The sequence below is a fragment of the Imperialibacter sp. genome (assembly GCF_048007035.1).
Classification (GTDB): domain Bacteria; phylum Bacteroidota; class Bacteroidia; order Cytophagales; family Cyclobacteriaceae; genus Imperialibacter.
This window is the reverse complement of record NZ_CP180355.1, coordinates 4,790,695-4,812,876: the sequence shown is the minus strand read 5'-3', so window position 1 is coordinate 4,812,876 and position 22,182 is coordinate 4,790,695. Positions and strand designations below refer to the sequence as shown.

24 protein-coding genes are annotated in these 22,182 nt (G+C 46.4%); 14 read left to right on the top strand and 10 right to left on the bottom strand.

Translation table 11 applies throughout. The features are described from left to right. The first annotated feature begins 106 nt into the window (after positions 1–106). The 3 genes from ubiE (at position 107) to ACMVP2_RS20870 (ending at position 2,402) form a co-directional block, all read left to right on the top strand. Positions 107–829: a bifunctional demethylmenaquinone methyltransferase/2-methoxy-6-polyprenyl-1,4-benzoquinol methylase UbiE gene (gene ubiE / locus ACMVP2_RS20880; RefSeq protein ID WP_416864953.1), complete on the top strand. Its 723-nt coding sequence runs from the start codon at positions 107–109 to the stop codon at positions 827–829. Then, the gene (locus ACMVP2_RS20875) at positions 778–1,515 is read left to right on the top strand and encodes an outer membrane beta-barrel protein (protein ID WP_416864952.1); all 738 of its coding nucleotides are present in this window, start codon (positions 778–780) and stop codon (positions 1,513–1,515) included. The genes ubiE and ACMVP2_RS20875 overlap by 52 nt, the downstream gene beginning before the upstream one ends. Before the next feature lie 134 nt (positions 1,516–1,649). Further along, positions 1,650–2,402 carry an SDR family NAD(P)-dependent oxidoreductase gene (locus ACMVP2_RS20870; protein WP_339791316.1) on the top strand — a complete coding sequence of 251 codons (753 nt, stop codon included), beginning with the start codon at positions 1,650–1,652 and terminating at the stop codon, positions 2,400–2,402. Here the strand turns inward: ACMVP2_RS20870 and ACMVP2_RS20865 are convergent, their stop codons facing one another. Then, a complete protein-coding gene (locus ACMVP2_RS20865) occupies positions 2,403–2,906 on the bottom strand; it encodes a cytidine deaminase (protein WP_416864951.1) in 504 nt (167 codons plus the stop codon). A gap of 79 nt (positions 2,907–2,985) precedes the next feature. On the opposite strand from ACMVP2_RS20865, the gene ACMVP2_RS20860 reads away from it, so the two are divergent. Continuing rightward, complete coding sequence (locus ACMVP2_RS20860; RefSeq protein WP_416864950.1) at positions 2,986–4,341, top strand: saccharopine dehydrogenase family protein; 1,356 nt, start codon at positions 2,986–2,988, stop codon at positions 4,339–4,341. Positions 4,342–4,347: 6 nt separating this feature from the next. Here ACMVP2_RS20860 and ACMVP2_RS20855 read toward each other — a convergent pair whose 3' ends face one another. Continuing rightward, entirely contained in the window at positions 4,348–5,058 is a 711-nt protein-coding gene (locus ACMVP2_RS20855) for a tRNA1(Val) (adenine(37)-N6)-methyltransferase (RefSeq protein ID WP_416864949.1), read from the bottom strand. Between the two features lie 282 nt (positions 5,059–5,340). Between ACMVP2_RS20855 and ACMVP2_RS20850 the strand changes: the two genes are divergently transcribed. After that, positions 5,341–5,823: a LuxR C-terminal-related transcriptional regulator gene (locus ACMVP2_RS20850; RefSeq protein WP_339791324.1), complete on the top strand. Its 483-nt coding sequence runs from the start codon at positions 5,341–5,343 to the stop codon at positions 5,821–5,823. 11 nt (positions 5,824–5,834) lie between these two features. Here ACMVP2_RS20850 and rnhA read toward each other — a convergent pair whose 3' ends face one another. Genes rnhA through aroQ form a run of 4 tightly spaced genes read right to left on the bottom strand, consistent with a single transcriptional unit; the run spans position 5,835 to position 8,398 of the window. Next, positions 5,835–6,293: a ribonuclease HI gene (rnhA, locus tag ACMVP2_RS20845; RefSeq protein WP_152000810.1), complete on the bottom strand. Its 459-nt coding sequence runs from the start codon at positions 6,291–6,293 to the stop codon at positions 5,835–5,837. Next, positions 6,290–6,865, bottom strand: a complete 576-nt coding sequence (locus ACMVP2_RS20840; RefSeq protein WP_339791327.1) for a MarC family protein — start codon at positions 6,863–6,865, stop codon at positions 6,290–6,292. The genes rnhA and ACMVP2_RS20840 overlap by 4 nt, the downstream gene beginning before the upstream one ends. Positions 6,866–6,911: 46 nt before the next feature. Then, the gene (locus ACMVP2_RS20835) at positions 6,912–7,979 is read right to left on the bottom strand and encodes an aminotransferase class V-fold PLP-dependent enzyme (RefSeq protein ID WP_416864948.1); all 1,068 of its coding nucleotides are present in this window, start codon (positions 7,977–7,979) and stop codon (positions 6,912–6,914) included. Then, positions 7,976–8,398, bottom strand: a complete 423-nt coding sequence (gene aroQ, locus ACMVP2_RS20830) for a type II 3-dehydroquinate dehydratase (protein WP_317490792.1) — start codon at positions 8,396–8,398, stop codon at positions 7,976–7,978. Before aroQ ends, ACMVP2_RS20835 begins: the two co-directional genes overlap by 4 nt. Before the next feature lie 85 nt (positions 8,399–8,483). On the opposite strand from aroQ, the gene xerD reads away from it, so the two are divergent. The 4 genes from xerD (at position 8,484) to ACMVP2_RS20810 (ending at position 13,831) form a co-directional block, all read left to right on the top strand. Beyond that, positions 8,484–9,383 (top strand): site-specific tyrosine recombinase XerD, encoded by a 900-nt coding sequence (gene xerD, locus ACMVP2_RS20825; protein ID WP_339791332.1) that lies wholly within the window; start codon positions 8,484–8,486, stop codon positions 9,381–9,383. A 50-nt stretch (positions 9,384–9,433) separates the two neighbouring features. Then, positions 9,434–10,456 (top strand): quinone-dependent dihydroorotate dehydrogenase, encoded by a 1,023-nt coding sequence (locus tag ACMVP2_RS20820; protein ID WP_416864947.1) that lies wholly within the window; start codon positions 9,434–9,436, stop codon positions 10,454–10,456. Positions 10,457–10,593: 137 nt separating this feature from the next. After that, on the top strand, positions 10,594–13,062 hold the full coding sequence (locus ACMVP2_RS20815) for a DNA translocase FtsK 4TM domain-containing protein (RefSeq protein ID WP_416864946.1): 2,469 nt from the start codon (positions 10,594–10,596) through the stop codon (positions 13,060–13,062). Between the two features lie 130 nt (positions 13,063–13,192). Beyond that, entirely contained in the window at positions 13,193–13,831 is a 639-nt protein-coding gene (locus ACMVP2_RS20810; protein ID WP_416864945.1) for a LolA family protein, read from the top strand. Between the two features lie 80 nt (positions 13,832–13,911). On the opposite strand, the gene ACMVP2_RS20805 is transcribed toward ACMVP2_RS20810, so the two are convergent. Both ACMVP2_RS20805 and ACMVP2_RS20800 read right to left on the bottom strand, forming a co-directional pair. Continuing rightward, positions 13,912–14,973 carry a DUF6588 family protein gene (locus ACMVP2_RS20805; protein ID WP_416864944.1) on the bottom strand — a complete coding sequence of 354 codons (1,062 nt, stop codon included), beginning with the start codon at positions 14,971–14,973 and terminating at the stop codon, positions 13,912–13,914. Positions 14,974–15,091: 118 nt separating this feature from the next. Then, a complete protein-coding gene (locus ACMVP2_RS20800) occupies positions 15,092–15,214 on the bottom strand; it encodes a hypothetical protein (RefSeq protein ID WP_416864943.1) in 123 nt (40 codons plus the stop codon). 29 nt (positions 15,215–15,243) lie between these two features. Here ACMVP2_RS20800 and ACMVP2_RS20795 point away from each other — a divergent pair, with 29 nt between their 5' ends. Genes ACMVP2_RS20795 through ACMVP2_RS20785 form a run of 3 tightly spaced genes read left to right on the top strand, consistent with a single transcriptional unit; the run spans position 15,244 to position 18,273 of the window. After that, the gene (locus ACMVP2_RS20795) at positions 15,244–16,494 is read left to right on the top strand and encodes a 3-deoxy-D-manno-octulosonic acid transferase (RefSeq protein ID WP_416864942.1); all 1,251 of its coding nucleotides are present in this window, start codon (positions 15,244–15,246) and stop codon (positions 16,492–16,494) included. Between the two features lies 1 nt (position 16,495). Then, on the top strand, positions 16,496–17,419 hold the full coding sequence (rsgA, locus tag ACMVP2_RS20790) for a ribosome small subunit-dependent GTPase A (protein WP_416864941.1): 924 nt from the start codon (positions 16,496–16,498) through the stop codon (positions 17,417–17,419). 44 nt (positions 17,420–17,463) lie between these two features. Further along, positions 17,464–18,273, top strand: a complete 810-nt coding sequence (locus ACMVP2_RS20785; RefSeq protein WP_416864940.1) for a phytanoyl-CoA dioxygenase family protein — start codon at positions 17,464–17,466, stop codon at positions 18,271–18,273. On the opposite strand, the gene ACMVP2_RS20780 is transcribed toward ACMVP2_RS20785, so the two are convergent. Beyond that, positions 18,244–19,203: a glycosyltransferase family 2 protein gene (locus tag ACMVP2_RS20780; RefSeq protein WP_416864939.1), complete on the bottom strand. Its 960-nt coding sequence runs from the start codon at positions 19,201–19,203 to the stop codon at positions 18,244–18,246. The two genes, ACMVP2_RS20785 and ACMVP2_RS20780, sit on opposite strands and share 30 nt — an antisense overlap. Positions 19,204–19,215: 12 nt before the next feature. Here ACMVP2_RS20780 and ACMVP2_RS20775 point away from each other — a divergent pair, with 12 nt between their 5' ends. After that, complete coding sequence (locus tag ACMVP2_RS20775; protein WP_416864938.1) at positions 19,216–19,827, top strand: sulfotransferase; 612 nt, start codon at positions 19,216–19,218, stop codon at positions 19,825–19,827. Next, entirely contained in the window at positions 19,824–21,038 is a 1,215-nt protein-coding gene (locus ACMVP2_RS20770) for a glycosyltransferase (protein ID WP_416864937.1), read from the top strand. Before ACMVP2_RS20775 ends, ACMVP2_RS20770 begins: the two co-directional genes overlap by 4 nt. Here ACMVP2_RS20770 and ACMVP2_RS20765 read toward each other — a convergent pair. Next, positions 21,027–21,956, bottom strand: a complete 930-nt coding sequence (locus ACMVP2_RS20765; protein ID WP_416864936.1) for a GNAT family N-acetyltransferase — start codon at positions 21,954–21,956, stop codon at positions 21,027–21,029. The genes ACMVP2_RS20770 and ACMVP2_RS20765 overlap by 12 nt on opposite strands. Positions 21,957–22,182: the final 226 nt, after the last annotated feature.

Sequence of the window (22,182 nt, the reverse complement as noted above, 5' to 3'; positions counted from 1 at the left end):
AAATTTTAAAAACGCAAGGTTTGCAGTATACTTGCGAAAAGTTTCGCACACCAGTTCCCTCATTCATTGCGCTTTTACTGGTTTTATTGACAATTATTTGCACTAGATGACCGTAGTACCCTACAAAGAAAAGGAAGGAAGCAAGAAAGCTCAGGTGGCTGAAATGTTCAACAACATTAGCCGCCGGTACGATTTCCTCAATCACTTCCTCAGCCTTGGCATCGATATCGTTTGGAGAAAAAAAGCTATTCGGGAGCTCAAAGAGATCAAGCCAAAGCAAATACTCGACATTGCGACGGGCACAGGTGATTTCGCTATTGAAGCCCTTTCATTGAAACCCGACAAAGTAATTGGCGTCGACATTTCGGAAGGCATGCTGGCCATGGGCAAGAAAAAAATTGCCCGCATGAAGCTGGAAGATAAAGTCGAACTTCAGATGGGCGATTCAGAAAAGTTGCTCTTCGATGACAATACCTTCGATGCCGTCATCGTTGCCTTTGGGGTAAGGAACTTCGAAAACCTGGAAAAAGGATTGGCCGATATGTGGAGGGTGCTGAAACCAGGAGGAAAAGTGGTGGTACTGGAGTTTTCAAAACCCACCCGCTTTCCTATGAAGCAGCTTTATAGCTTTTATTTTAAGTACATATTGCCTATTATCGGCAGAATGATTTCTAAAGACCGGGCGGCATATACATACCTTCCCGAGTCGGTAAAAGCGTTTCCCGACGGGGTGCTTTTTACTAACATACTGGATCGGGTTGGGTTCAAAAAAACAATATGCAAACCACAAACCTTCGGCATTTGCTCCATTTATACCGGCATCAAGTAGCAACAATCGTTTTGCTGCTTGGCCTTGCTTCGCCATCCATAGCGCAGCACAGCACTGTTATCAACCTGCCCAATTACACTGAAAAGTTTCTTCATTACGGGTTTGGCATGGGCCTGCACAGTTCCCGATATGCCATTCAATATTCCGATGCCTTTGCTGCCGACGATACGCTTCATTCTATTGTTCCGCACAGCCTGGGCGGTTTCAAAATTGGATTTATCTCCAACATGAGGGTGCTGCAATACCTCGACTTTCGTTTTTTGATTACAGTAGGCTTCTACGAAAACAAACTTTTGTATCGGTCGGTGACAGGAAACACGCTGGAGCAGCTGGTTGACGCCACCACAGTGGAGCTACCTATGCTACTGAAATACCGGTCGGTAAGGAGGGATAATATTGGCATGTACCTGATAGGCGGCATTACTCCCACCATTGAGGCCCGTGGAAAAGACGACAAAGCAGACGCCAGCGAGCGTTTGCTCACGAAAAGCACTTCTGTGGCACTGGAAGCCGGTGTTGGCTTCGACCTCTACTACCCGCTGTTCAAGTTCGCCCCTGAAATCCGCTATTCCTGGGGAATCTCCAATATCCTGACTAACGACGTCAACAAGTACAACGATCCGCTAAAGCGGGTTTCACCTCACAACCTGACCCTTTACATCACCTTCGAAGGCGGTCCATCTTAATTCTGCCGATGACCATTCTCAACTTTCAGCGACTATTTGTCCACTGATTGTGGCAGGCTATGCGCCATTTGGTTGAAGTTTAGGTCGCTATATCTTTAATTGCTGCCGTTTACTCACCAAAGCATTTTAGCTCCATGAAAAAAATTGCCCTCATCACAGGTGCCACCTCAGGCATTGGAAAATCAACTGCTCACTACCTTGCCGACCAGTTTTACCTGATTATTTGCGGAAGGCGAAGAGACAAGCTGGAGGAGCTGGCGCACAACCTGCGAACCGAAACCGATGTGCACGTACTGAGCTTCGACGTAAGAGATCAGCGGGCCGTGAACCAGGCCATTGAGTCGCTGCCAGCAAACTGGAGAGATATTGATGTGCTTATCAACAATGCCGGCAATGCGCATGGCATGGATGTTATTCATGAGGGCAGCACGCAGGATTGGGACGACATGATTGACATCAATGTGAAAGGGCTGCTTTATGTAAGCAAGGCCATCATCCCTGGGATGGTAGAAAAAAAGTCGGGTTTTATTGTAAACATTGGGTCGATAGCCGGAAAAGAGGTGTATCCCAAAGGCAATGTGTATTGTGCCAGCAAGCATGCCGTAGATGCCATTACGAACGGCATGCGACTAGACCTGAACCCCTATGGAATTAGAGTAACGGGCATTCACCCTGGCCTTGTGGAAACTGAATTTTCGCTGGTTCGCTTCAAAGGCGACGAAGAGAAAGCCAAACAGGTATACAAGGGAATGAAACCTCTGACAGGCGACGACGTGGCGGATGTTATCAAGTACGTGGTTACCCGGCCTCCTCATGTGCTGCTCAGCGACATCGTACTATTCCCGACCGCCCAGGCAAGTGCCACCATGGTGCACAGGGAGTCCTGATCAAATTTCGGATTCGAACGGAAACGGCATCAAATCACTGGCTTTTTCGAGCACCAGCACTTCATCGTTGGGGTACAGCAGTAGCAGCTTGAACGGACGGTGTTGCTTATGCTGCATTTCCATCATCACCTGTCGGCAGCCTCCACACGGGTGAGCCGGCTCAGCCACCTCCGATTTTGCCGGAAAAGCGACAACTGCCAGCATTTCAATAGGTGTGTCAGGGTAATTGGAGGAAGCGTGATACAGGCAAACCCTCTCAGCGCAAAGCCCCGCAGGGAAGGAACGATTTTCCTGATTGGAACCGACGACCACTGTGCCGTCAGCTAGCAATGCCGCCGCCCCCACCTGAAAATTGGAATAAGGTGCGTGTGCAGTGAAGCGTGTCTGCAAGGCGCTTTTCATCAACGCAGCCTCTTTTTTGCCCAGCTCATTTAATGGCACGATTGTATAATCGATTTCTACTTTACCCGTTCTGCTCATGTATACATATTCGATGGACAGCATTATACTGATTTATTGTTGAAAAAGTTTTAAAGCCTCCACCAAATCGGCTAATTTTCGAGCGATTTAACCCAAAATATACATGACGAAGCGCATACTGTTAGTCGGAGCCGGAAGATCTTCCTTCTCTTTAATCAACTATCTCATTAGCCTCTTAAAAGAGAACAACTGGCAGCTTTGCATTGGCGATCTCGACGTTGGTTTCCTAAGTGAAAAGTTTGGCTCAGCTGAAAACGTACAGGTAATTTCCTTTGATATTTTTAACCAGGAGCAAAAAACCAAAGAAATAACGCAATCTGACCTGGTCATTTCTATGCTTCCCGCCAAGTTCCATATCCACGTGGCTGAAGTGTGTGGGGAGCATGGCATCAACATGACTACGGCGTCGTATGTTACCGACGAAATCAAAGCGCTTGATGAAAAATTCAAAGCCAAAGGAGCCATTTGCGTTATGGAAATGGGCCTCGACCCCGGCCTCGACCATATGTCGGCCATGAAGGTACTTGACCGGATCAAAGACAAAGGCTACAAACTCCATGCGTTCGAAACCTTCACCGGAGGGCTACTGGCCCCCTCCACCGAAGACAACCCCTGGCAGTACAAGTTTACATGGAACCCCCGCAACGTGGTGTTGGCCGGGCAAGGCATTGTGAAGTTTATTCAGGAAGGGCGCTTCAAGTACATCCCCTATCACAAGGTTTTCAGGCGCACGGAAGTCATCCACATTCCCGGGCATGGGTATTTTGAAGGATACGCCAACAGAGACTCGCTGAAGTATGTCGACTCCTATGAGCTGCAGGACATCCAAACCCTTTACCGGGGTACGTTGCGCAGGCCCGGGTTCTGTAAAGCCTGGGACATCTTCATTCAACTCGGAGCCACAGACGACTCCTTTAAAATGGAAAGAGTCGACGAAATGACACACCGGCAGTTCATCAATTCCTTCCTGTATTTCAATCCACATGATTCCGTAGAATTGAAACTGGCTCACTACCTGAATATTGACATGGAATCGGAAGAAATGTACAAGCTGAAGTGGCTGGGTCTGTTCGATGATGAGTTAGTTGGCTTAAAAGAAGGCACTCCGGCACAAATCCTGGAGCATATTCTAAAGAAAAAGTGGACGCCCCGCAAAGACGAGAAAGACATGATCGTGATGTGGCATAAGTTTGATTTCAAAGAAGGCGACCAGGCCAGGGAAATCCAGTCGTACATGGTGGTAATGGGTGACAATGCCAACGACACGGCCATGGCCAAAACAGTGGGGCTGCCGCTTGGCATTGGCGCTAAGATGATTTTGAATGGTGAGTTCAAACTGAGCGGCGTTCAAATACCTACGAAAAGAGAAATCTACAAGCCGGTACTGAAAGAACTGGAAGCCATGGGGTTCGAATTCAGCGAAAGGGAAATAGACTTGATGGAGACCGCCAAAGGATAGAAACTGTCATAGATTCAGGTAATAAGGCGCCAACAGCTTTTCAAAGGCTGCGGTATAGGCATTCGAGTCGTCTCGTATCACCAGTTCACTTTGTGTTGTTTTGGCCTCAGTTTGTCCATAGCAAGTGATCATTCTGAATATCGAGCCACCTTCCTTGTTTCTGATGATGTGGTTTTCCAACGGATGTAATCCTTTTAGTTTGGCGGTTTGTGCAAATAGCCCTGCCTCGTAGGCTGGGTAGATAACAAAAAACCTGCCCTCCGGCATTAGCAGTTTACCAGCAACGGTAGCAAGATCCTCCATCGAAAGGCTGTAGGTATGCATCGCCAGCTTTCTTCTGACATCATCGGAGGGAAGGTAGTTGGTGTAAAATGGTGGGTTGGAAACGATCATATCGAACCGCTCCTTCGCTTGTTCTGCAAAAACCTGAATGGTACTGTTGACAATATTCACTCTTTCACTCCACGGACTGCCTTCCACATTTCGAAGCGCCTGGGCTGCTGCCTCCTCGTCAGCTTCAACCGACGTTATTTTCGCATTCGTCCGTTGAGCGATCATTAAAGCCAGCAAGCCCGTGCCGGAGCCAATGTCCAGCACGCTGGCATCGTGACCGCAGGTGGCAATCGCCCCCAGCAGGCAGCCCTCAGTGCTCACCTTCATGGCGGCACCCTCCTGGTTGATCCTGAATTGCTTGAATTGAAAAAAGTTATTTCCCATACAATATTGCCCTCAAAATCTCTCACCTTCCAGTGACACGCTCATTTGTAGCCCATAAAAATCCTCATTTGGAAGGTTAATACGATTTCTGGTGTTAAAAATACCTAAAAATAGGTATAGAACTCCGTGTTATTCTTGGGTACTTCGATACGTACAAAAACGACAGCGAAAATCCTGTTCGGAAGCGATACTTAGAAAAAGTAAAGCACCCGGAAAAATGACCTGAGCAATCATTGGGGTTTCTGAAAATGTCGAACCACTAACTTCTAACCCCGTGAGGCAATGCAACCTGAAATCAACAATGATAAACCAATTGCGGATGATCTTAAAAGCTCATCTGTAATAGGGCTGATTACCAATTACAAGAGAAAAGGAATGTTTGAAGCTCGTTTGGTAGAAAAAGAAGACGATGACAAAAAATATATCTATTTGAAAGTGGGCCACGAAGACTTTTATATTGATCTGGACGAGAACGATATCCTAAGCGATATGTTCTCAGAGCATGAAATGGCCTCGCTTATCGAGGAACTGATCATTGAAAATTTAAGACTGGAAAGCAACCTGAGGGCTGCATCACAATGGCTCACAACTGATGAGTCGACTATTTTGGAGCTATCGGCCAAAGGATACAACGCACAGCAATTGTGCTCAAAAACAGGCCTTTCATCAGACACTATCGAAACACTGAAGAGAGAGCTAAGCTTAAAACTGAACAAGAGCAGCTTTGAGGAGGCGCTGGAATTTATCAGAATCAAGAAACTTTAGTAGTCGTAAGTTTAAGTAGTAGAATCCTCGAATCCTTGGTCAACTAGTAAGTGCGGAGCTTCAGCGCTTTGCACTGCTAGCTGATCACACCTCTCATTTTCTACATTACCAGCATGGCCCTTCACCCAGTGAAACTTCACTTTGTGAGGTGATGAAGCTTTTAAATACTCCTCCCAAAGATCCTGATTTTTCTTTCCCTTGAACCCTTTCTTCACCCAGCCTGCCAGCCAGCCTTTTTCCACAGAGTTCACCACATACTGTGAGTCGGAATATACATCCACCTGCACGCCCGGTCTTTTGAGCGCCTGCAGCCCTCTGATGACAGCCAGCAGTTCCATTCTGTTGTTTGTAGTCAGCCTGTAGCCTTCACTTAGCTCCTTCCTGAGGTCTTTGTGCAGTAACACAGTGCCGTAGCCACCAGGGCCGGGATTGCCTTTCGCTGCGCCGTCGGTGTACATAATTACCTTCATGTCAGCAGATTGGTTTTAATCAGTTTGATGGCTATCGAAAGCAAGATGATTCCAAATACCTTCCGAAGGATGTTGAGTCCGGCCTTGCCCAGTTTACGTTCGAGCCAGTTGGTAGTTTTTAACACCAGATAAACGAACATCAGGTTGACCACGATGCCCACCAGAATATTGGGTAGCGAGTACTCGGCCCTGAGAGAAAGAAGGGTTGTCATAGTGCCTGCCCCGGCAATAAGCGGAAAAGCAATGGGCACAATGGAGCTGGATGTAGCTCCTCCCTCTATTTGCTCGTGTTTAAAGAACTCTACCCCAAGTATCATTTCCAGACCAATGATGAAAATCACGAGCGCTCCGGCAATAGCAAAAGAGCTGATATCAACACCAAAAAGGCCAAGAATTTTCTCTCCCAGAAAGAGAAAAACGATCATCAAAACTCCTGAGGCCAATGTAGCTTTTTCTGACTGTATATGGCCCACCTTCTGCCTGAGCGACACAATGATGGGAATGCTACCCAGAATGTCGATGACAGAAAAGAGGATGAGAGAAACAGAAAGAATTTCTTTGAAGCTGAACATTTTCCTTTTGAAAAATTGGGAGCGCAAATTTTGCTCTCTGAATCAGCTAATCAAAGTTTTTCTTGAGGAAAAACCGAAGCGATTGGATTTCTTTTTTCTTGATAGATGGAAAGTTGGCAATTCGTATCGTGTCTTCTTTCCACTCACCGTAGCCACTTCCTAAAGTAAACCCTGCATCAGAGGCCTTCTCCAGCAACTCTTTTATCACCGAAGGCTCAGCTTTCAGCGGAATGACGGTGGTAGAACGTACCGATTCATTCTCTACCAGCGGTGTCCATGAGTCGAACTTGTTCAGAAAATCCATCCAGTCGAGAAATCTGTTTTTGACTTTTCGATTAATTTCTTCAATAGGCCTTCTGTCTTCCATCAGCCGGTAGAGCAGATAAATGCCTAAAATATTGGGTGTGTAGGGCGTCTGGTCCTTTCTGCTATTGGCTATAGAAAAGAGAAGGCTGTTGTAATGGTCGTTCTCATTCAATTTCTCAGCCTTAGCAACGGCTGCGGGCGATAAGATCATAATCCCCATGCCAGAGGGCAGTCCGAATCCCTTTTGCACGGAAGCAAACCAAACATCGGCCATTTTGAAAGGCAGGGTTGTGGCTGCCATGCTGGACGTGGCATCCACCGCAATGAGCCTGTCAGCGAATTGCCTCCGCAGGATTGTCAACTCTACATCGCTTACCTGCGTACCGTTGGAGGTTTCGTTTTGAGTGACGCAGATAACATCCGCCTCGTCAGGAACGGAAAGTAGTTTTATCGGGACTGGATCTTCTATATCAAATGAAGCGGCATGGGTTTCAACACCAAGCTTTCCGGCATATTCACACCATTTATTACCAAACGCTCCGTTATACACATGAAAACTGGCTTTCGCCGTCAAGCTCTGCGCAATAATCTCCCAGCATTCCGTAGCCGACGAGGTGAAAACGATCTCGTAGTCTTCGGGAACATCGAGTTTCTGCTTCAGCAACTTCTTTGTCTTTTTGAAAAGCTTCATAAAGGCAGCACTCCGATGGTTTTCGGAAAGTATTCCTTCCATGTAAGCATCATAGAAGTACTCAGTTACCTTTGCATTGACCCTCGACGGTCCCGGATAGAAAGAGATGCGACTCATTTATTATCAAGCAGGTATTGAACTCCTAGTTTGTAGCCGGTAAGCCCCAGCCCACTGATGATGCCAACACAATTCTTTGTCAGGTAGCTATGATGGCGAAAAGCCTCACGGGCATAAATATTGGAGATGTGAACTTCTAAAACAGGTGTTTCGATGGCAGCAATGGCATCAGCAAGCGCCACCGAGGTATGCGTAAAAGCACCGGCATTGAGCACAACGCCTTTCTGCGAAAAACCAATTTTATGCAAATAGTCGATCAGCTCCCCTTCGTGGTTTGACTGAAAATACTGCAAATCAACCGACGGAAATGCTTTCTTGAGTTCTTCGAAATAGGTTTCAAACGACTGAGCACCATAAATGCTTTTTTCCCTCACTCCCAGCAAGTTCAGATTGGGTCCGTTAACGATACTTATTTGCATACCTTAAGCCTGTGTTATCTAAATATTTTGTAAAGTAAATGTTCCTTGACTATTGGCAAGTACAATTCTCCTAAATTTACTGCCTATGGCCTGGGAACTCTACATAAAGCAATTTAAAAATTACCTGAAACTGGAGCGCTCTCTGGCTCAGAATTCTATCGATGCCTATCTGCACGATGTGCGCTTGTTTGCACAGTTTATGGAAATCAAAGGACTTTCGCTGAGCCCCGAAGAAGTAAAGCCAAAACACATCCACGACTTTCTGGAACACGTGAATGAACTTGGCCTGGCCGCCCACTCGCAGGCACGAATCATCTCCGGCCTCAAAGCCTACTTCCGGTTTCTGCTGAATGAAGGTGACATTCAGAAAGACCCGATGGCGCTTATTGAATCGCCTAAATTGGGTCGCAAGCTACCCGACACCCTCGACTACAACGAAATAGAGCAGCTTCTGGCGGCCATTGACCTTTCCACCCCGGAGGGCATGCGAAACCGAACCATTCTGGAAACGCTCTACGGGTCGGGTCTCAGGGTATCAGAATTAGTCGGTCTCAAAAGGGAAAACGTATTTTTGGACGTGGACTTTCTCAGGGTGCTTGGTAAGGGGAGTAAAGAAAGGCTGGTTCCGCTTGGCTCTGACTCCAAGAAATACCTCACTATGTACATGAACGAAGTGCGAGTGCATATCCCCATCAAGCCTGGCAATGAAAGCTTCGTGTTTCTAAACAGGCGGGGCTCAAAGCTCAGCAGGGTGATGGTGTTTATGGTCATCAAAGACCTGGCAGCGAAAATTGGGCTAAAAAAGAAAATCAGCCCGCACACTTTCCGTCATTCCTTTGCCACACACCTGATAGAAGGCGGTGCCGACCTGAGAGCCGTGCAGGAAATGCTGGGACACGAATCGATCACCACCACCGAAATTTACACCCACCTCGACAGAGACTACCTGAGGCAGGTGATTACGCAGTTCCACCCACGGAGTTAAAATTGGTGGATTAATGCTTTGTTGTTTTCTTTGCCCATAAATATCATTGAATGTACAAAGCCCTTATTAAACCCCTCTTTTTTCTTCTTTCTCCCGAAAAAGCCCACTACATGGCCATGGATTTGCTTTCGCTGGTTTGTAAAATACCTGGCGGAAAGTGGCTAATTTCTAGACTATTTAGCTACCAGCGGCCTTCACTGGAAAGGGAGGTGTTTGGTATCAAATTCCCCAATCCTGTTGGTCTGGCAGCTGGGTTCGACAAAGATGCCAGGTGGATCGACAGCCTGGATGCGCTGGGCTTTGGCTTTATTGAAATCGGTACATTGACGCCAAAAGCTCAGGAAGGAAACCCGAAACCACGGCTTTTCAGGTTGCCGGAGGATGAGTCGCTTATTAACCGAATGGGCTTCAACAACCAGGGAGTGGACGCTGCAGTGGCAAGGCTTCGCCAAAGAAAATCAAAGGTGATTGTTGGCGGCAATATTGGCAAAAACAAAGTGACCCCGAATGAGAAAGCTGTCGACGACTACGTGCTCAACTTCCTGAAGCTATTTGATGTGGTCGACTATTTCGTAGTGAATGTAAGCTCACCCAATACGCCCAATCTAAGGGCGCTGCAAGAAAAGGAGCCTTTGAAAGAGCTGCTGTCCAGTTTACAAACGGTGAACCTTTCCAAGCCAGCACCTAAGCCTATCCTGCTGAAAATCGCCCCCGATTTAACCAACAGCCAACTGGATGACGTAGTGGAAATTGTCACTAAAACCGGCATTGCTGGCATTATTGCCACCAACACCACTATCAGCAGAGATGGCCTTGTTACTGACCGGCAAAAGGTAGAACAAATTGGTGCAGGTGGCTTAAGCGGAAAGATTCTGAAATCAAGATCAACCGAAGTCATTCGCTATCTGCACGAAAAGACCGGAGGCAGTATTCCCATTATTGGCGTGGGTGGCATCTCTACAGCCGCCGATGCGAAGGAGAAACTTGACGCTGGTGCATCACTAGTGCAGGTGTACTCTGGCTTTATTTACGAGGGGCCAGCCATTGTGAAGAACATTCTCAAGCAGCTTTGATCCTACCAAAGCTATCAGCATAAAGCATACAGCGGCTTCAACAAAGGCTACAAGAAACTCCTGAGCCTTTCGTTGAATTGCTGAAGAGGTATCACTATTTTTGAGGCTTATTAATACATCCTGGGAGAACCTCCTACATGGCAAAAAACACTTTCAAAACAAATAATTACAAAAAAGAAGAACCAAAGAAGGAGAGCACGCCCCTTCCCAATTTTTTCAAGGACAAAAGAACCCACCTCGTTTTCGGCTTCTTTTTGCTCATTCTTTCCATATTTCTATTTGTATCATTTTTCTCCTACTTGTTTTCGGGCAAGGCCGACCAAAGTGTGGTCGAGTCGTTCATGGACACAGGGATAAGGGCTTCGGGGTCGGAAATCAAAAACTGGCTGGGGCTCCTCGGTGCCGTCACTTCGCACTTCTTTATTTTCAAATGGTTTGGTATTGCGTGCTTGCTGGTTCCCCCGTTTCTATTCATCGTGGGGTTCAAAATACTGTTTGGCAAATACCTGCTTCCCCCCTTTCGGGTACTTTCGTTCTCTTTGTTCTTCATCTTTTGGACAAGCCTCCTGCTGGGCTTCTTTTTGCTTTCCAGTAATGAGATTTCGGAATACGGATTCCTTAGCGGCGGCATCGGCTACGAGCTGGCCCTGATTTTTAACGAATTCATGGGCTGGGGCACCTTCTTGTTTTTGGTTTTCGCATTTTTGGCTTTCAACATCTATTTCTTCAACATCACTAAACTTTTTACTGAAACAGTTCCTGCTCCTGTAGTCGAAAATGAGGCTGGGGAGGGAGAAATTGCGGAAGAAACAGAAGAGGTTTCCGACGAAGAAGAACTCGAAAGCTGGACTGTCAGCGGAAAACAAAACGAAGAGCCTATAGAACTAGCCCTTGACAAGGAGCCACCGGTAAAAGAAAAAAGCACTGGTAATGTGCCGCTGGAGCTACTCAATGAGGAAGACCTGGAAGCAGAGCAGGAAGTGGACAAAGCTCTCAAAAAAATCCTCAGTTCATCACCCAAGCCTTCGGTCGCTGAAGACGTGGCCCTTGAGGTGGAGGAAGTTGAGGAAGAGGTAGTAGACGGAAAGCTGGCGAACTACGACCCGACTCTCGACCTGCCGAAATATAAGTATCCGACGCCTGAGCTGCTGAACGACTACCCCGACAACAAGGTAAAAGTTACAAAAGAAGAGCTGGAGGCCAACAAGGACAAAATTGTAGAGACCCTTACCAACTTCAAAATTGGGATTTCCAGCATCAAGGCGACCATAGGCCCCACAGTTACTCTCTACGAAATAGTGCCTGACGCCGGGGTAAAGATTTCTAAGATCAAGAACCTCGAAGATGATATTGCTCTAAGCCTGGCTGCCCTGGGGATACGGATTATTGCGCCCATTCCGGGAAGAGGAACCATAGGCATTGAAGTGCCTAACAAGAACAGGGAAATGGTGGACATGAAGTCGGTGATCATGACCGAAAAGTTCATGAAAAGCGACAAGGAGCTGCCAGTTGTTTTGGGAAAAACCATCTCCAACGAGGTCTTCGTTCTTGACCTGGCCAAAATGCCCCACATGCTGATGGCCGGAGCCACGGGACAGGGAAAGTCAGTAGGTATCAACGTACTGCTCACCTCTCTGATCTACAAAAAGCATCCTTCTCAGCTCAAGTTTGTGCTGGTCGATCCGAAAAAGGTAGAACTAACACTATTCAACACCATCGAGCGGCACTTTTTAGCGAAACTGCCCAACAGCGAAGAAGCCATCATTACCGACACAAAGAAAGTGATCTTCACATTGAATTCGCTTTGTATCGAAATGGATCAGCGCTATGATTTACTGAAAGATGCGGCTTGCCGGAATATCAAGGAGTACAACAGCAAGTTTGTTAACAGAAAACTGCTTCCCACCAAGGGGCACCGGTTCCTTCCTTACATCGTGGTGGTGATTGACGAATTAGCCGACCTGATGATGACAGCCGGCAAGGAGATAGAAACACCTATTGCACGACTTGCGCAGCTGGCAAGAGCCATTGGCATTCACCTGGTGGTAGCCACTCAACGCCCCTCGGTGAACGTAATCACGGGTGTAATCAAAGCGAACTTCCCAGCACGGCTTTCTTTCAGGGTAGCCTCCAAAATTGACTCCCGCACCATCCTCGACGCTGGTGGCGCCGATCAGCTGGTGGGTATGGGTGATATGCTGCTGTCTACAGGAAGCGACATCATCAGGTTGCAATGTGCCTTTGTAGACACACCAGAAGTAGAAAGGGTTTGCGAATTCATTGCGGCTCAGAGAGGTTATGACACCGCCTACATCCTGCCTGAATTTGACGGAGATGAGGGCGGCGAAAGCGGAGTGGGTGAAGTAGATCTATCCGACCGGGATGCGTTATTTGACGAGGCAGCCAAGCTTATCGTTATGCATCAGCAGGGCAGCACTTCGCTGATCCAGAGAAAAATGAAACTCGGCTACAACAGGGCGGGAAGACTCATCGACCAGTTGGAAGCAGCCGGAATAGTAGGGCCATTTGAAGGCAGCAAGGCGAGAGAAGTGCTGGTAAAAGACGAAATGGAGCTGGAATTCATCCTTAAAGGGCTTGATAATTAAACTTGGCACCAAACTTGGACAACTGATACCTGACCTCTGCAATCTGAAGCATTCGAACTTTATTGAAAGATTGGTGAGATAAAAGGTGTAGTTTTACAAGTTGGAAATGATAGTTTTAAAAAAAGAAGCAATGACATTAAAAGGAGTATTGAGTTTATTAGCATTAGTATTAACCACTTTTGTTTACGCACAGCAAGACCCGGCTGCAAGAGAAGTTCTTGATGCCATGAGCAATAAATACCGCAAGGTACCAGCCTTCACTGCCGATTTTACTTATACGCTTGAGAATCCTCAGGAAGGACTTAATGAGCAGTTCGTAGGCAAAATCACCGTGAAAGGAGCTAAGTTCAAGCTTGAGCTCGAAGGGCAGGAAATCATCAATGATGGCGAAACAGTTTGGACTTACCTTGGGGAAGTCAATGAGGTGACGATCAATACCTACAGTCCTGATGATGCTGAGATTAACCTGAACAATATCTTTGACTTATATAAAACAGGTTACAAATACATGATGGTGGATGACATGACCACCGCCACCAAAAAGACTGTGGATTTAGTTCCTGACAACAAAAATCTGAACTACTTCAAGATAAGGATGGACATAACAAGCGCAGGCAACAACCTGAACAGCTTTAAAATCTTCGACAAATCGGGTAACAGATACACTTACGCCATTACGAAATTCACCGAGCAGCCAACACTTAGCGACAAGGTTTTTGTGTTCGACATAGCTGCCCACAAGGGCGTGGAGGTGATTGACTTTCGTTAGTCATCCTGCTTCAGCAGAACATAAAAAAAAGGAAGGCCATCGAAATAGATGGCCTTCCTTTTTTATTGGTTTTAATCTGATTATCTCACGCTGAATCCAACGCCAGCAGTAATCGTGTTGTACTTCTGCACAGTATAATCACCATGCAGGGTGAGGATAGCCAGTTTCAAACGAAGTCCGATGGTGGCTCTTGCTCCTCCTGACTTGAACATCAAATCAACAGGATCCTGCAATTCGATATCCGCAGAAGCACCGTTGGAAGCTTCAGCTTCTATTGTGTATGTACCCAACATTTTCAAGTTCGACTTAATCGAATTGGCGCCAAATCCACCGTACACAGTAAGGATAGATAGCTTTTTCGATACAAGTACCTGATAAGTCAGCGAGCTTACGGAAATCTCTCCGGTTCCATTATCAGTGATTTCAGAACCAGCAAAGCTGTTTTCGGCACTAAGCTTTGTGTAGCCAATAAGTACTGAGGCATCGAAAGGGAGCACTTTCATTCCAGGAATCCATTGTTTGAAGTCGTGCATTACGCCAATACCGAATAGGCTGATAGAAAAATCTTCTGAGGCAATAGTTGGCATCAACCTCAGTTTCAAATCAGTGCCTTTCGGCAAGCCTATGCCCAATTGTGCTACAGGCGTTGGTACATAAGGGAATCCAAAGCCTGAAGGCAGTTCAACAGCGCTATTTACCGTATAGGTCTGCCCCTGGTATTCTCTTTGGTAGCTTAACTGTAATTCTGACTCAGTGTCTCCTGGACCGAAAAGTGTTTCCACATCGGCAGTGCTTTGGGCAGCTCCTCCATTTTGCCTCACGCCAGTAATTGAACTGTAGTCGGACGCATTGAACTTAAAAACCTGCCCGTCTTGCGGAACTGAAGCCAAATTCACGGAAACGGTCAAATCAAAACCTGGAAACTTGTGAGGAGCAGCAGTGTTGTACCATCCATTGGCCATCCCTACGCCAAAGCCAGTAAAAAAAGGCCCTATGTAGTTTTCCAATAATTTTTCGGCATCATCGCCTTGTGCTTTCAACACTTCAGAGAAATCCTGAGCCTTAGACTCCTTTGAAGAAAGGACAACAATAAAAAGGGCTAACCCGAGACAACTAAAAACTTTTGTAAAAACAGACTTCATACGCTATACGATTTAGATTGGTTCATTATTTAGTCAAACCTATTAAAATGTAATTTTAATCAATTCATCTCAAGATTTATCAAAATGTTCTCAAAATTGACTTTTTCAATCTTTGGCATCAATCCCCTAAAGTGGGTATTTGTTTTGCATAGCTCCACTTTGACTTAAAAGAGAGCACAACGAAGCCCGCCCAAAATGCTTCAGCCAGCCTTCCCTGCGAAGAAGCGAAGTTGGTCAGCATGGTGGTGCGTTTTTTATTTAATTTGCGGCATGATCTACTTCCTTTATAAAGCAGGGGCCTGGTTATACTTTGCTTTAATAAGAATTGTTGCTGTTGTTAACCCGAAAGCTGCCCTTTTCTACAAGGGAAGAAAGAACTTATTTCAAAATCTCGCAGATAATTTACCTGCTAGCAGCGAACCACTTGTTTGGTTTCATGCTGCCTCACTGGGAGAGTTTGAGCAGGGACGGCCCGTAATTGAAGAACTCAAAAGAAGGCTGCCAAATGTGAGGATTCTGCTCACTTTCTTTTCACCATCTGGCTTTGAGGTCAGAAAAGGGTATGCGATGGTCGACTATATCTGCTATCTGCCCATTGAGTCTGCAGAAAACGTCAAACGCTTCTATGACCTCACCAACCCCAGGCTGGCTGTATTTGTGAAGTATGAGTTTTGGAAGGAATATATCGACCAGGCACATAGCCGAAACATTCCGCTGCTTTCCATTTCATCTATTTTTTGGGAAGCCCAAATTTACTTCAAAAGCTATGGCAGGTTCCTTCGGGAGTCGCTCTACCATTTCGACCACTTCTTTGTGCAAAATGAAGCCAGCAAGCAATTGCTTGAAAGTATCAATATTAGCAAAATAACCATAGCCGGTGACACAAGATTTGACAGAGTGACCGCCATAAGGCAGCAAGCAAAGGACATTGAAATAGCCAGTGCGTTTAAAGATGATGAGTTGGTCATAGTGCTCGGAAGTGTCTGGGAAAGTGACATGAAAGTACTCTTCCCGGCGCTCAACTATTTGGGTAAAAAAGTAAAAATCATTATTGCTCCACACCAAATTGAGCCCGGTTTCCTGACCCGGATTGAGATGAAGTTCAATCATTCATCAGTCCGTTTTTCGAAGGCAACTGCCGAAACAGCGGCCAACTGCAGACTTCTGCTGATCGATAATATTGGGATGCTATCATCTCTTTATGGTTACGGGGAAATCGCCTTTGTCGGAGGAGGCTTTCGGGGAGGGCTTCACAATACACTGGAACCAGCAGCTTTTGGTATTCCAATTCTTTGGGGCGACAGTGAATCAAATGCAAGGTTTGCCGAAATCGCAGGTCTCATGGACTCAGGCGGTGGACTTCCAATACGCACCTCTGCCGATGCCACAAAAGTGCTAACCGATTTGGTGGAAAACGGAGAAACGAGGAAGGCGAAGGGTAAGGCAGCCGGAGATTACGTCCAAAGTAAAACCGGAGCCACCAACACTATCGTTGATTACCTGATCAAACAACTTAAGTAGCATGAAGGGCAGAGTTATTAAGTCGACAGGGTCTTGGTATTCAGTGCTACTGGAGAATGAAGCCGTGGTGAACTGTCGACTCCGGGGAAAATTCAAACTGGACAAGCAGAAGGTGACCAACCCGGTAACAGTTGGAGACTGGGTGGAAATACTTGTTGAGCCAAGTTCTGACACCGAGCACATCATTACGGATATTTATCCAAGAGACAACTACATAATCAGAAAGTCACCAAAAAAAATGGCCTACGGGCACTTGCTTGCTTCTAATATCGACCTGGCAGTACTGGTTGCTTCCGTCGTTTACCCAAAAACATCAACGGGCTTTATCGACAGGTTTTTAGTAACAGCAGAAGCCTACCGCATACCTTCTCTTATTTTGTTCAATAAGAAAGACTTGTGGGACGACGAGGCACGCAGTTTTGTAGAAGAAATGGTGGAAACGTACAAATCGATTGGTTATTCGTCACTCATAATGTCTTCATTTGACGATGTGGATATTAAAAAGCTAAGAGAAGTACTGCACGGAAAAACATCGCTGTTTTCAGGCCATTCAGGCGTAGGCAAATCGACCCTTTTGAATAAGCTCACCGGCAACATCACCCAAAAAACGCAGGAAGTATCCGACTTTGCTAACAAAGGTGTGCATACCACCACATTTGCAGAAATGTTTGAAATTGAAAAAAATACTTTTGTAATTGATACGCCGGGTATAAAGGAGCTAGCTTTGGCAGAAATTGAAGAGGAAGAGCTTAGCCATTATTTCCCTGAGATGCGGGAACTCATTGGCCAATGTAAGTACCATAACTGTACTCATACCCACGAGCCTGGGTGTGCCATAGTTGAGGCGCTGAATAATGGGAAAGTGCCGGCCAGCAGATACAACAGCTATCTGTCGATGTACGACGACGAGGACAATCGCCGGTAGCACAGGCCTCAGCCAGAAAAGAGCAAAAGATATAACTAAGAAAGATGAAGGCAAGAGTAGGATTTGGATCAATTGACTACAAGGTGGAAGGGGAGCCTTTTATTGGCAGGAATGAGGTACTGGCAAAGCTGGATGATGATCTTACTTCCAGGAGAAACTGGCACAAACAGGGCTATATAATAAAGAAGTTCCTCCCTTCGGGCACCTACCTTCAATTTCATGGCGGTATGGAAGAACTATTCCGCAAGTGCCTTAGCCGGGCAGGTGTCGAAGTCAGCTCAAATTTCAAGTCAAGCAATTACCACGAGCTGGTAAAAAGCAATTATGATCTCCACCTTAAAGTAATCGAGCAAACCAAACTGCTGCAATGGTATGACCTGCCTATTCATGTGTCAATAATTGAGGAGGTCGTCTCAGAGATAGTATCGGTACCTGTGAGATCCATCAAGCCCATGAACGGAGAAAGAGTTTTCCATTTTCGGGTAGTGAGGCCAGGAGAGCCAGACTTCAATCCGTTGCACCGTGACGCCTGGCAGGCAGAAAACAAGGGTGCCATCAATATCTATGTACCGCTTGTGGGGAGCAATCAAAACTCGTCACTATTGCTGGCTCCGGGTTCGCATTTGTGGCCTGAACACAGAATTACCCGGACGAAGGAAGGGGCTGTTATGAATGGCGTGAAGTTCAATGTGCCGGGCATTATCGACTCTCAAATTCCGATCACTCTTGAGCGGCCTAACCCCGGCATCAACCATGTGATGGTGTTTTCTCCCTACCTGATCCATGGTGGGGCTGTCAACAAAAACAGAAGAACCACCCGAATATCACTTGAAATGAGATTTTGGCGTAAATAAATGCCCTTGCAGCCAATGGTAACTGTTTCGCAGCCACCTGAGATCAATTTTACTACGGTTGAGAAGCTCCAAAATAAGGTAAATCAAAGGGAGGCGTCCATATCCCTTAAGCAAGTCCAAAAACAACGTGGCTTCTTTGTGGTTGGCACTGAATACCGACTGGCGTATTTCGTACCTGAGCCTTCGAATAAGTGCCTGATCTTCCTCTGCTGACCGGTTCATTTGCTGAATTTTCAGGCAAACCAGGTAGGTGGAAGACAGCTGTTTGTCTCCTTTTTTGTACCACCCAGTCGACATAGAGCTTGAATGCTTCCTGATCGAAGTGAGCACTTCAGGCTGATAGGCATACTTATACTTCCTGGCCGACCTGACCCAAAAATCGAAGTCTTCGTATGAGAGTTGGGCATCGTATCCACCAAGACCATCTATCACCTGTTTCCGGAACATCATAGTGGGGGGAGCGATAAAGTAGGTAGAGATGAGCCGCTTGTAAATGTCTGCTTCTGGCTGACTAAAGGAAGCAGAAAAATGGTGCTTCAGGAAATTACCATTTTCGTTAATGTATTCAGCATTATGGTAAATGACACCAAAGCTTTCATCCAGTGTTTCGAAAAAAGAAACTTGCGCAGCCACCCGGTCAGGGTGCATCACGTCATCAAGCGAAAAGTCGATGATATAGTCACCTGCAGCCAGCTTCATTGCGCTGTTGAACGAGCTACAGTTTCCCTGATTTTCTATATTCTCAATAAATGGAATATCTGGTTTACCTTTCAACAAAGACTTGATAACTTCACCGCTGTTGTCCGTACTGGCATCGTCTACTACGATCACCTGAATATCAGGATAGGTTTGGTTCCAAACCGACTCCAGCGCCTCCTGTAGGTAGGGTGCCTGGTTATAGCAAAGACAGATGACAGATACCTTTTTCAAATCTTTTGCAAAATGTACAAAAATGGTGAAAATAAGATTTTTTGTATTGGGCTCCCCAGAACGGGTACCACTTCCATTCATAGGGCTTTTCAATACCTCGGCTTAAAGAGTATTCACTTTCCAAAGCAGCTTTGGGAAGATATTCACCACCCGATTATGTCAGAGTTCTCGGCATTCTCCGACACACCACTTTCACTTTTGTACCCAAAGCTAGACAAGGCTTTCCCCGGATCACTGTTTATTCTTTCCACACGGGAGTTAACCCCATGGCTGAAAAGTTGTGACTGGATGTTCAGATACAAATCCAATGCATGGGCATTTAACCGGGAACCAACCAAAACTTTCCATAGGAAATTGTTCGGAACCACTACATTCGACAAAGAAATGTTTACAAATGGATACCACGAATTTCATATGAAAGCCCGCTCCTACTTCGGCAGCAGGGATAACTTCATCGAGGTAAACCTGCCCGAAGAAGCCGACCCATGGAAAAAGCTATCAGATTTTTTAGGGACAGAGAAGCCTTCGATTCCATTTCCACACCATAAAGATTATAGATTTGAGTTGATAGACAGTATCGCCGTTTGGCTGGAGGATAAAAAATACAACAACTCCGACCAATGAACATCTTCGTCATTCCGTCGTGGTACCCTACCGAGGATGAGCCTCACACCGGCATATTCATCAAGGAGCAAGCTATTGCACTGGCCACCTGCAATCCCCTGAATAAGGTTGGTATTTCAACCTGGGGATCTCATGTGCGGACTCTCCTTCTGGAAAAAAAGAATATCCATTTGTGGGGTAAAAAGATACTAAATGGGTTGGCCTTGAAGTCGCACACAACAAACCACGCCGACAACTGCAGAGAATACTTCACACCCTCTTTTACATGGTCGAGATCGTTTTTAAAAGGTAACATCAGCAAAATCATAGAGAGCAATGAAGCTCACTATGATCGCTTTGCCAGTGAATTTGGCAAGCCCGACATCATCCACGCTCACACCGCCTACCCGGGTGGCTATGTGGCCATGAAGCTTGGGAAGAAACATGGCATTCCCTATGTGATCACCGAACAAATGAGCCCGTTCCCTCTAAAAACCTTTGATATCGAAGGCAGTTTGCACCCTTTAATACTGGTGCCCTACCAGCGATCACAAAAAAACATTGCGGTATCCAGGGCCCTCTACCAAACGATGGCAGCCAAAGGGGTGCCTAACCTAACGCTTATCAATAACCTGACTGACGAGGAGTTTTTTCAACCAGCAACGCCTGGAAAACGTATCGGCCAGTTCCACTTTGCTTTTATTGGCAGAATGGAAGAGCAGAAAGGTGTGAAGTACCTCATTGAAGCGGCGGCTTTGTTGAAAGAGTCAGGTGCCAGCTTTACCTTAACTATGGGAGGTGAAGGATCGGAGCTTGATGACTACAAAGAAAAAGCTGAGGAGCTCGGGCTGACTGACCACATCAATTGGCTGGGCACGCTTAGCAGAGAAGGCGTGAAAGCAACGCTACAGGCCTGCGATGCCTTTGTACTGCCGAGCATCCACGAGAACCATCCGCTGGTATTGTTGGAGGCTCTGGCGGTGGGCAAACCCGTAATAGCGACCAGGTGCGGCGGGTCAGAGGAAATTGTGGCGCCAGAAGTGGGCATGGTGGTGGACAAAGCGAATACGCAGCAGCTGTTTGAAGCAATGAGGAAATTCTCGCAAAGAAGCGTCGTTTTCGAAGTAAACGAGATAAGGCAGTATTTTCTTACCCACTTCTCCAAACAGGTAATTACGCAGCAGCTGGAGGCTCTTTATAAAGAAGTCATCGATGGGTTCTCAGCGCCTTAACGTGAGACAAGGAGCGGAACCGACTTCGGCCCCCATTTTTTCTTTAAAACTAAACAAGCCTTTCTGAGGCTCACCACGCACTGACGACTTCCCCATGTCAATGAGTATATATCCTTGCTCAGCCGCCCAGGTGTAGAGCTGAACGATCAGCAGCACCATTGGGCTGTAATTATTGTAAGCGGTGCTGGCAGCGGGCAAAAAATAGTAAAGCACGGCATTTGACACGTGAGTGGTGATACAGGCAGCAATGATGCGTTGGTCATCTCTGATCGTGAATGCCTGGTAAACCCCTTCCAGGTTCACCCACGAACGCAGAAGGTCACTCTCCGAGATATTGATGGCAACACCCTGCTCCCTCCTGCACTCTTCAATAAATGAATACACCTCGCCGAGTTTTTCAAATGGCTCGGCAGCAAAAATGAACCCGGCATTGAGGCATTTGTTTAAGCGCCGCACCTGACTGTCATGCATTTTTTCTTTCAGTCGGTGCGCTGGCGTTACGGCGATGTGTTGATGCAAGTCAGCGAATTGTGTAAAAAACCCAGCCTCCTTCAGACACCTCACAAACATATTCCCGGCAGTTGTCGGAAGTTCGGGGAAGGGCAAATAAACTGTTACTTGGTTCTCCGAAGACTCACCTAATATCCGATCAACAAGGGCTTGAATATGTTGCTCGCCTACCTCCTGCGCAACCGACACCCCACCAAAAGGACTTTTAGGTAAACTAACCCATCCACTCTCTTCCACCGAAAAATGAATGATGGCATGCACCTCCCCGCCCCTCTCCAAAGTAAACGAAACGTAGCCTCCATCAGGAAATTGGTTTCTCACAAATGCCATAGATTGAAAGAGCAACGGATTAAACGCCCACTGCCTTTTTTCCAGGCCCTTTCCATTCTGATAGAAATTTACCTCCATACAACCTGGGTTACCCATGTTTGACGCCAGCCTCCGTTGACCATCTTATTGTTAAAGAAAAAAAAGCTTCACAACATAATTCATGCATAGTTAGACGTTTAGTTTTTAGTTTTGCAACTGAATGAAAGATTATTGCTGCCATTTATGAAACCAACCTTTGGGCTAGTTACTGTTCTATTATTCGTCATCCTCTCCCCTCCTCACACCGCAACATCGCAGGAAAGGC

Bases quoted from the DNA above. Each gene is read 5' to 3' on its own strand.
- ACMVP2_RS20840 (WP_339791327.1), bottom strand. From the start codon at position 6,865: ATGTTCAGCTTCAAAGAAATTCTTTCTGTTTCTCTCATCCTCTTTTCT.
- ACMVP2_RS20775 (WP_416864938.1), top strand. From the start codon at position 19,216: ATGTACAAAAATGGTGAAAATAAGATTTTTTGTATTGGGCTCCCCAGA.
- ACMVP2_RS20860 (WP_416864950.1), top strand. From the start codon at position 2,986: ATGACGAAGCGCATACTGTTAGTCGGAGCCGGAAGATCTTCCTTCTCT.
- ACMVP2_RS20785 (WP_416864940.1), top strand. From the start codon at position 17,464: ATGAAGGCAAGAGTAGGATTTGGATCAATTGACTACAAGGTGGAAGGG.
- xerD (WP_339791332.1), top strand. From the start codon at position 8,484: ATGGCCTGGGAACTCTACATAAAGCAATTTAAAAATTACCTGAAACTG.
- ACMVP2_RS20800 (WP_416864943.1), bottom strand. From the start codon at position 15,214: ATGCTGACCAACTTCGCTTCTTCGCAGGGAAGGCTGGCTGAAGCATTT.
- ACMVP2_RS20805 (WP_416864944.1), bottom strand. From the start codon at position 14,973: ATGAAGTCTGTTTTTACAAAAGTTTTTAGTTGTCTCGGGTTAGCCCTT.
- ACMVP2_RS20850 (WP_339791324.1), top strand. From the start codon at position 5,341: ATGCAACCTGAAATCAACAATGATAAACCAATTGCGGATGATCTTAAA.
- ubiE (WP_416864953.1), top strand. From the start codon at position 107: ATGACCGTAGTACCCTACAAAGAAAAGGAAGGAAGCAAGAAAGCTCAG.
- ACMVP2_RS20810 (WP_416864945.1), top strand. From the start codon at position 13,193: ATGACATTAAAAGGAGTATTGAGTTTATTAGCATTAGTATTAACCACT.
- rsgA (WP_416864941.1), top strand. From the start codon at position 16,496: ATGAAGGGCAGAGTTATTAAGTCGACAGGGTCTTGGTATTCAGTGCTA.
- ACMVP2_RS20765 (WP_416864936.1), bottom strand. From the start codon at position 21,956: ATGGAGGTAAATTTCTATCAGAATGGAAAGGGCCTGGAAAAAAGGCAG.
- ACMVP2_RS20795 (WP_416864942.1), top strand. From the start codon at position 15,244: ATGATCTACTTCCTTTATAAAGCAGGGGCCTGGTTATACTTTGCTTTA.
- ACMVP2_RS20815 (WP_416864946.1), top strand. From the start codon at position 10,594: ATGGCAAAAAACACTTTCAAAACAAATAATTACAAAAAAGAAGAACCA.
- ACMVP2_RS20835 (WP_416864948.1), bottom strand. From the start codon at position 7,979: ATGAGTCGCATCTCTTTCTATCCGGGACCGTCGAGGGTCAATGCAAAG.
- aroQ (WP_317490792.1), bottom strand. From the start codon at position 8,398: ATGCAAATAAGTATCGTTAACGGACCCAATCTGAACTTGCTGGGAGTG.
- ACMVP2_RS20770 (WP_416864937.1), top strand. From the start codon at position 19,824: ATGAACATCTTCGTCATTCCGTCGTGGTACCCTACCGAGGATGAGCCT.
- rnhA (WP_152000810.1), bottom strand. From the start codon at position 6,293: ATGAAGGTAATTATGTACACCGACGGCGCAGCGAAAGGCAATCCCGGC.
- ACMVP2_RS20870 (WP_339791316.1), top strand. From the start codon at position 1,650: ATGAAAAAAATTGCCCTCATCACAGGTGCCACCTCAGGCATTGGAAAA.
- ACMVP2_RS20855 (WP_416864949.1), bottom strand. From the start codon at position 5,058: ATGGGAAATAACTTTTTTCAATTCAAGCAATTCAGGATCAACCAGGAG.
- ACMVP2_RS20865 (WP_416864951.1), bottom strand. From the start codon at position 2,906: ATGCTGTCCATCGAATATGTATACATGAGCAGAACGGGTAAAGTAGAA.
- ACMVP2_RS20820 (WP_416864947.1), top strand. From the start codon at position 9,434: ATGTACAAAGCCCTTATTAAACCCCTCTTTTTTCTTCTTTCTCCCGAA.
- ACMVP2_RS20875 (WP_416864952.1), top strand. From the start codon at position 778: ATGCAAACCACAAACCTTCGGCATTTGCTCCATTTATACCGGCATCAA.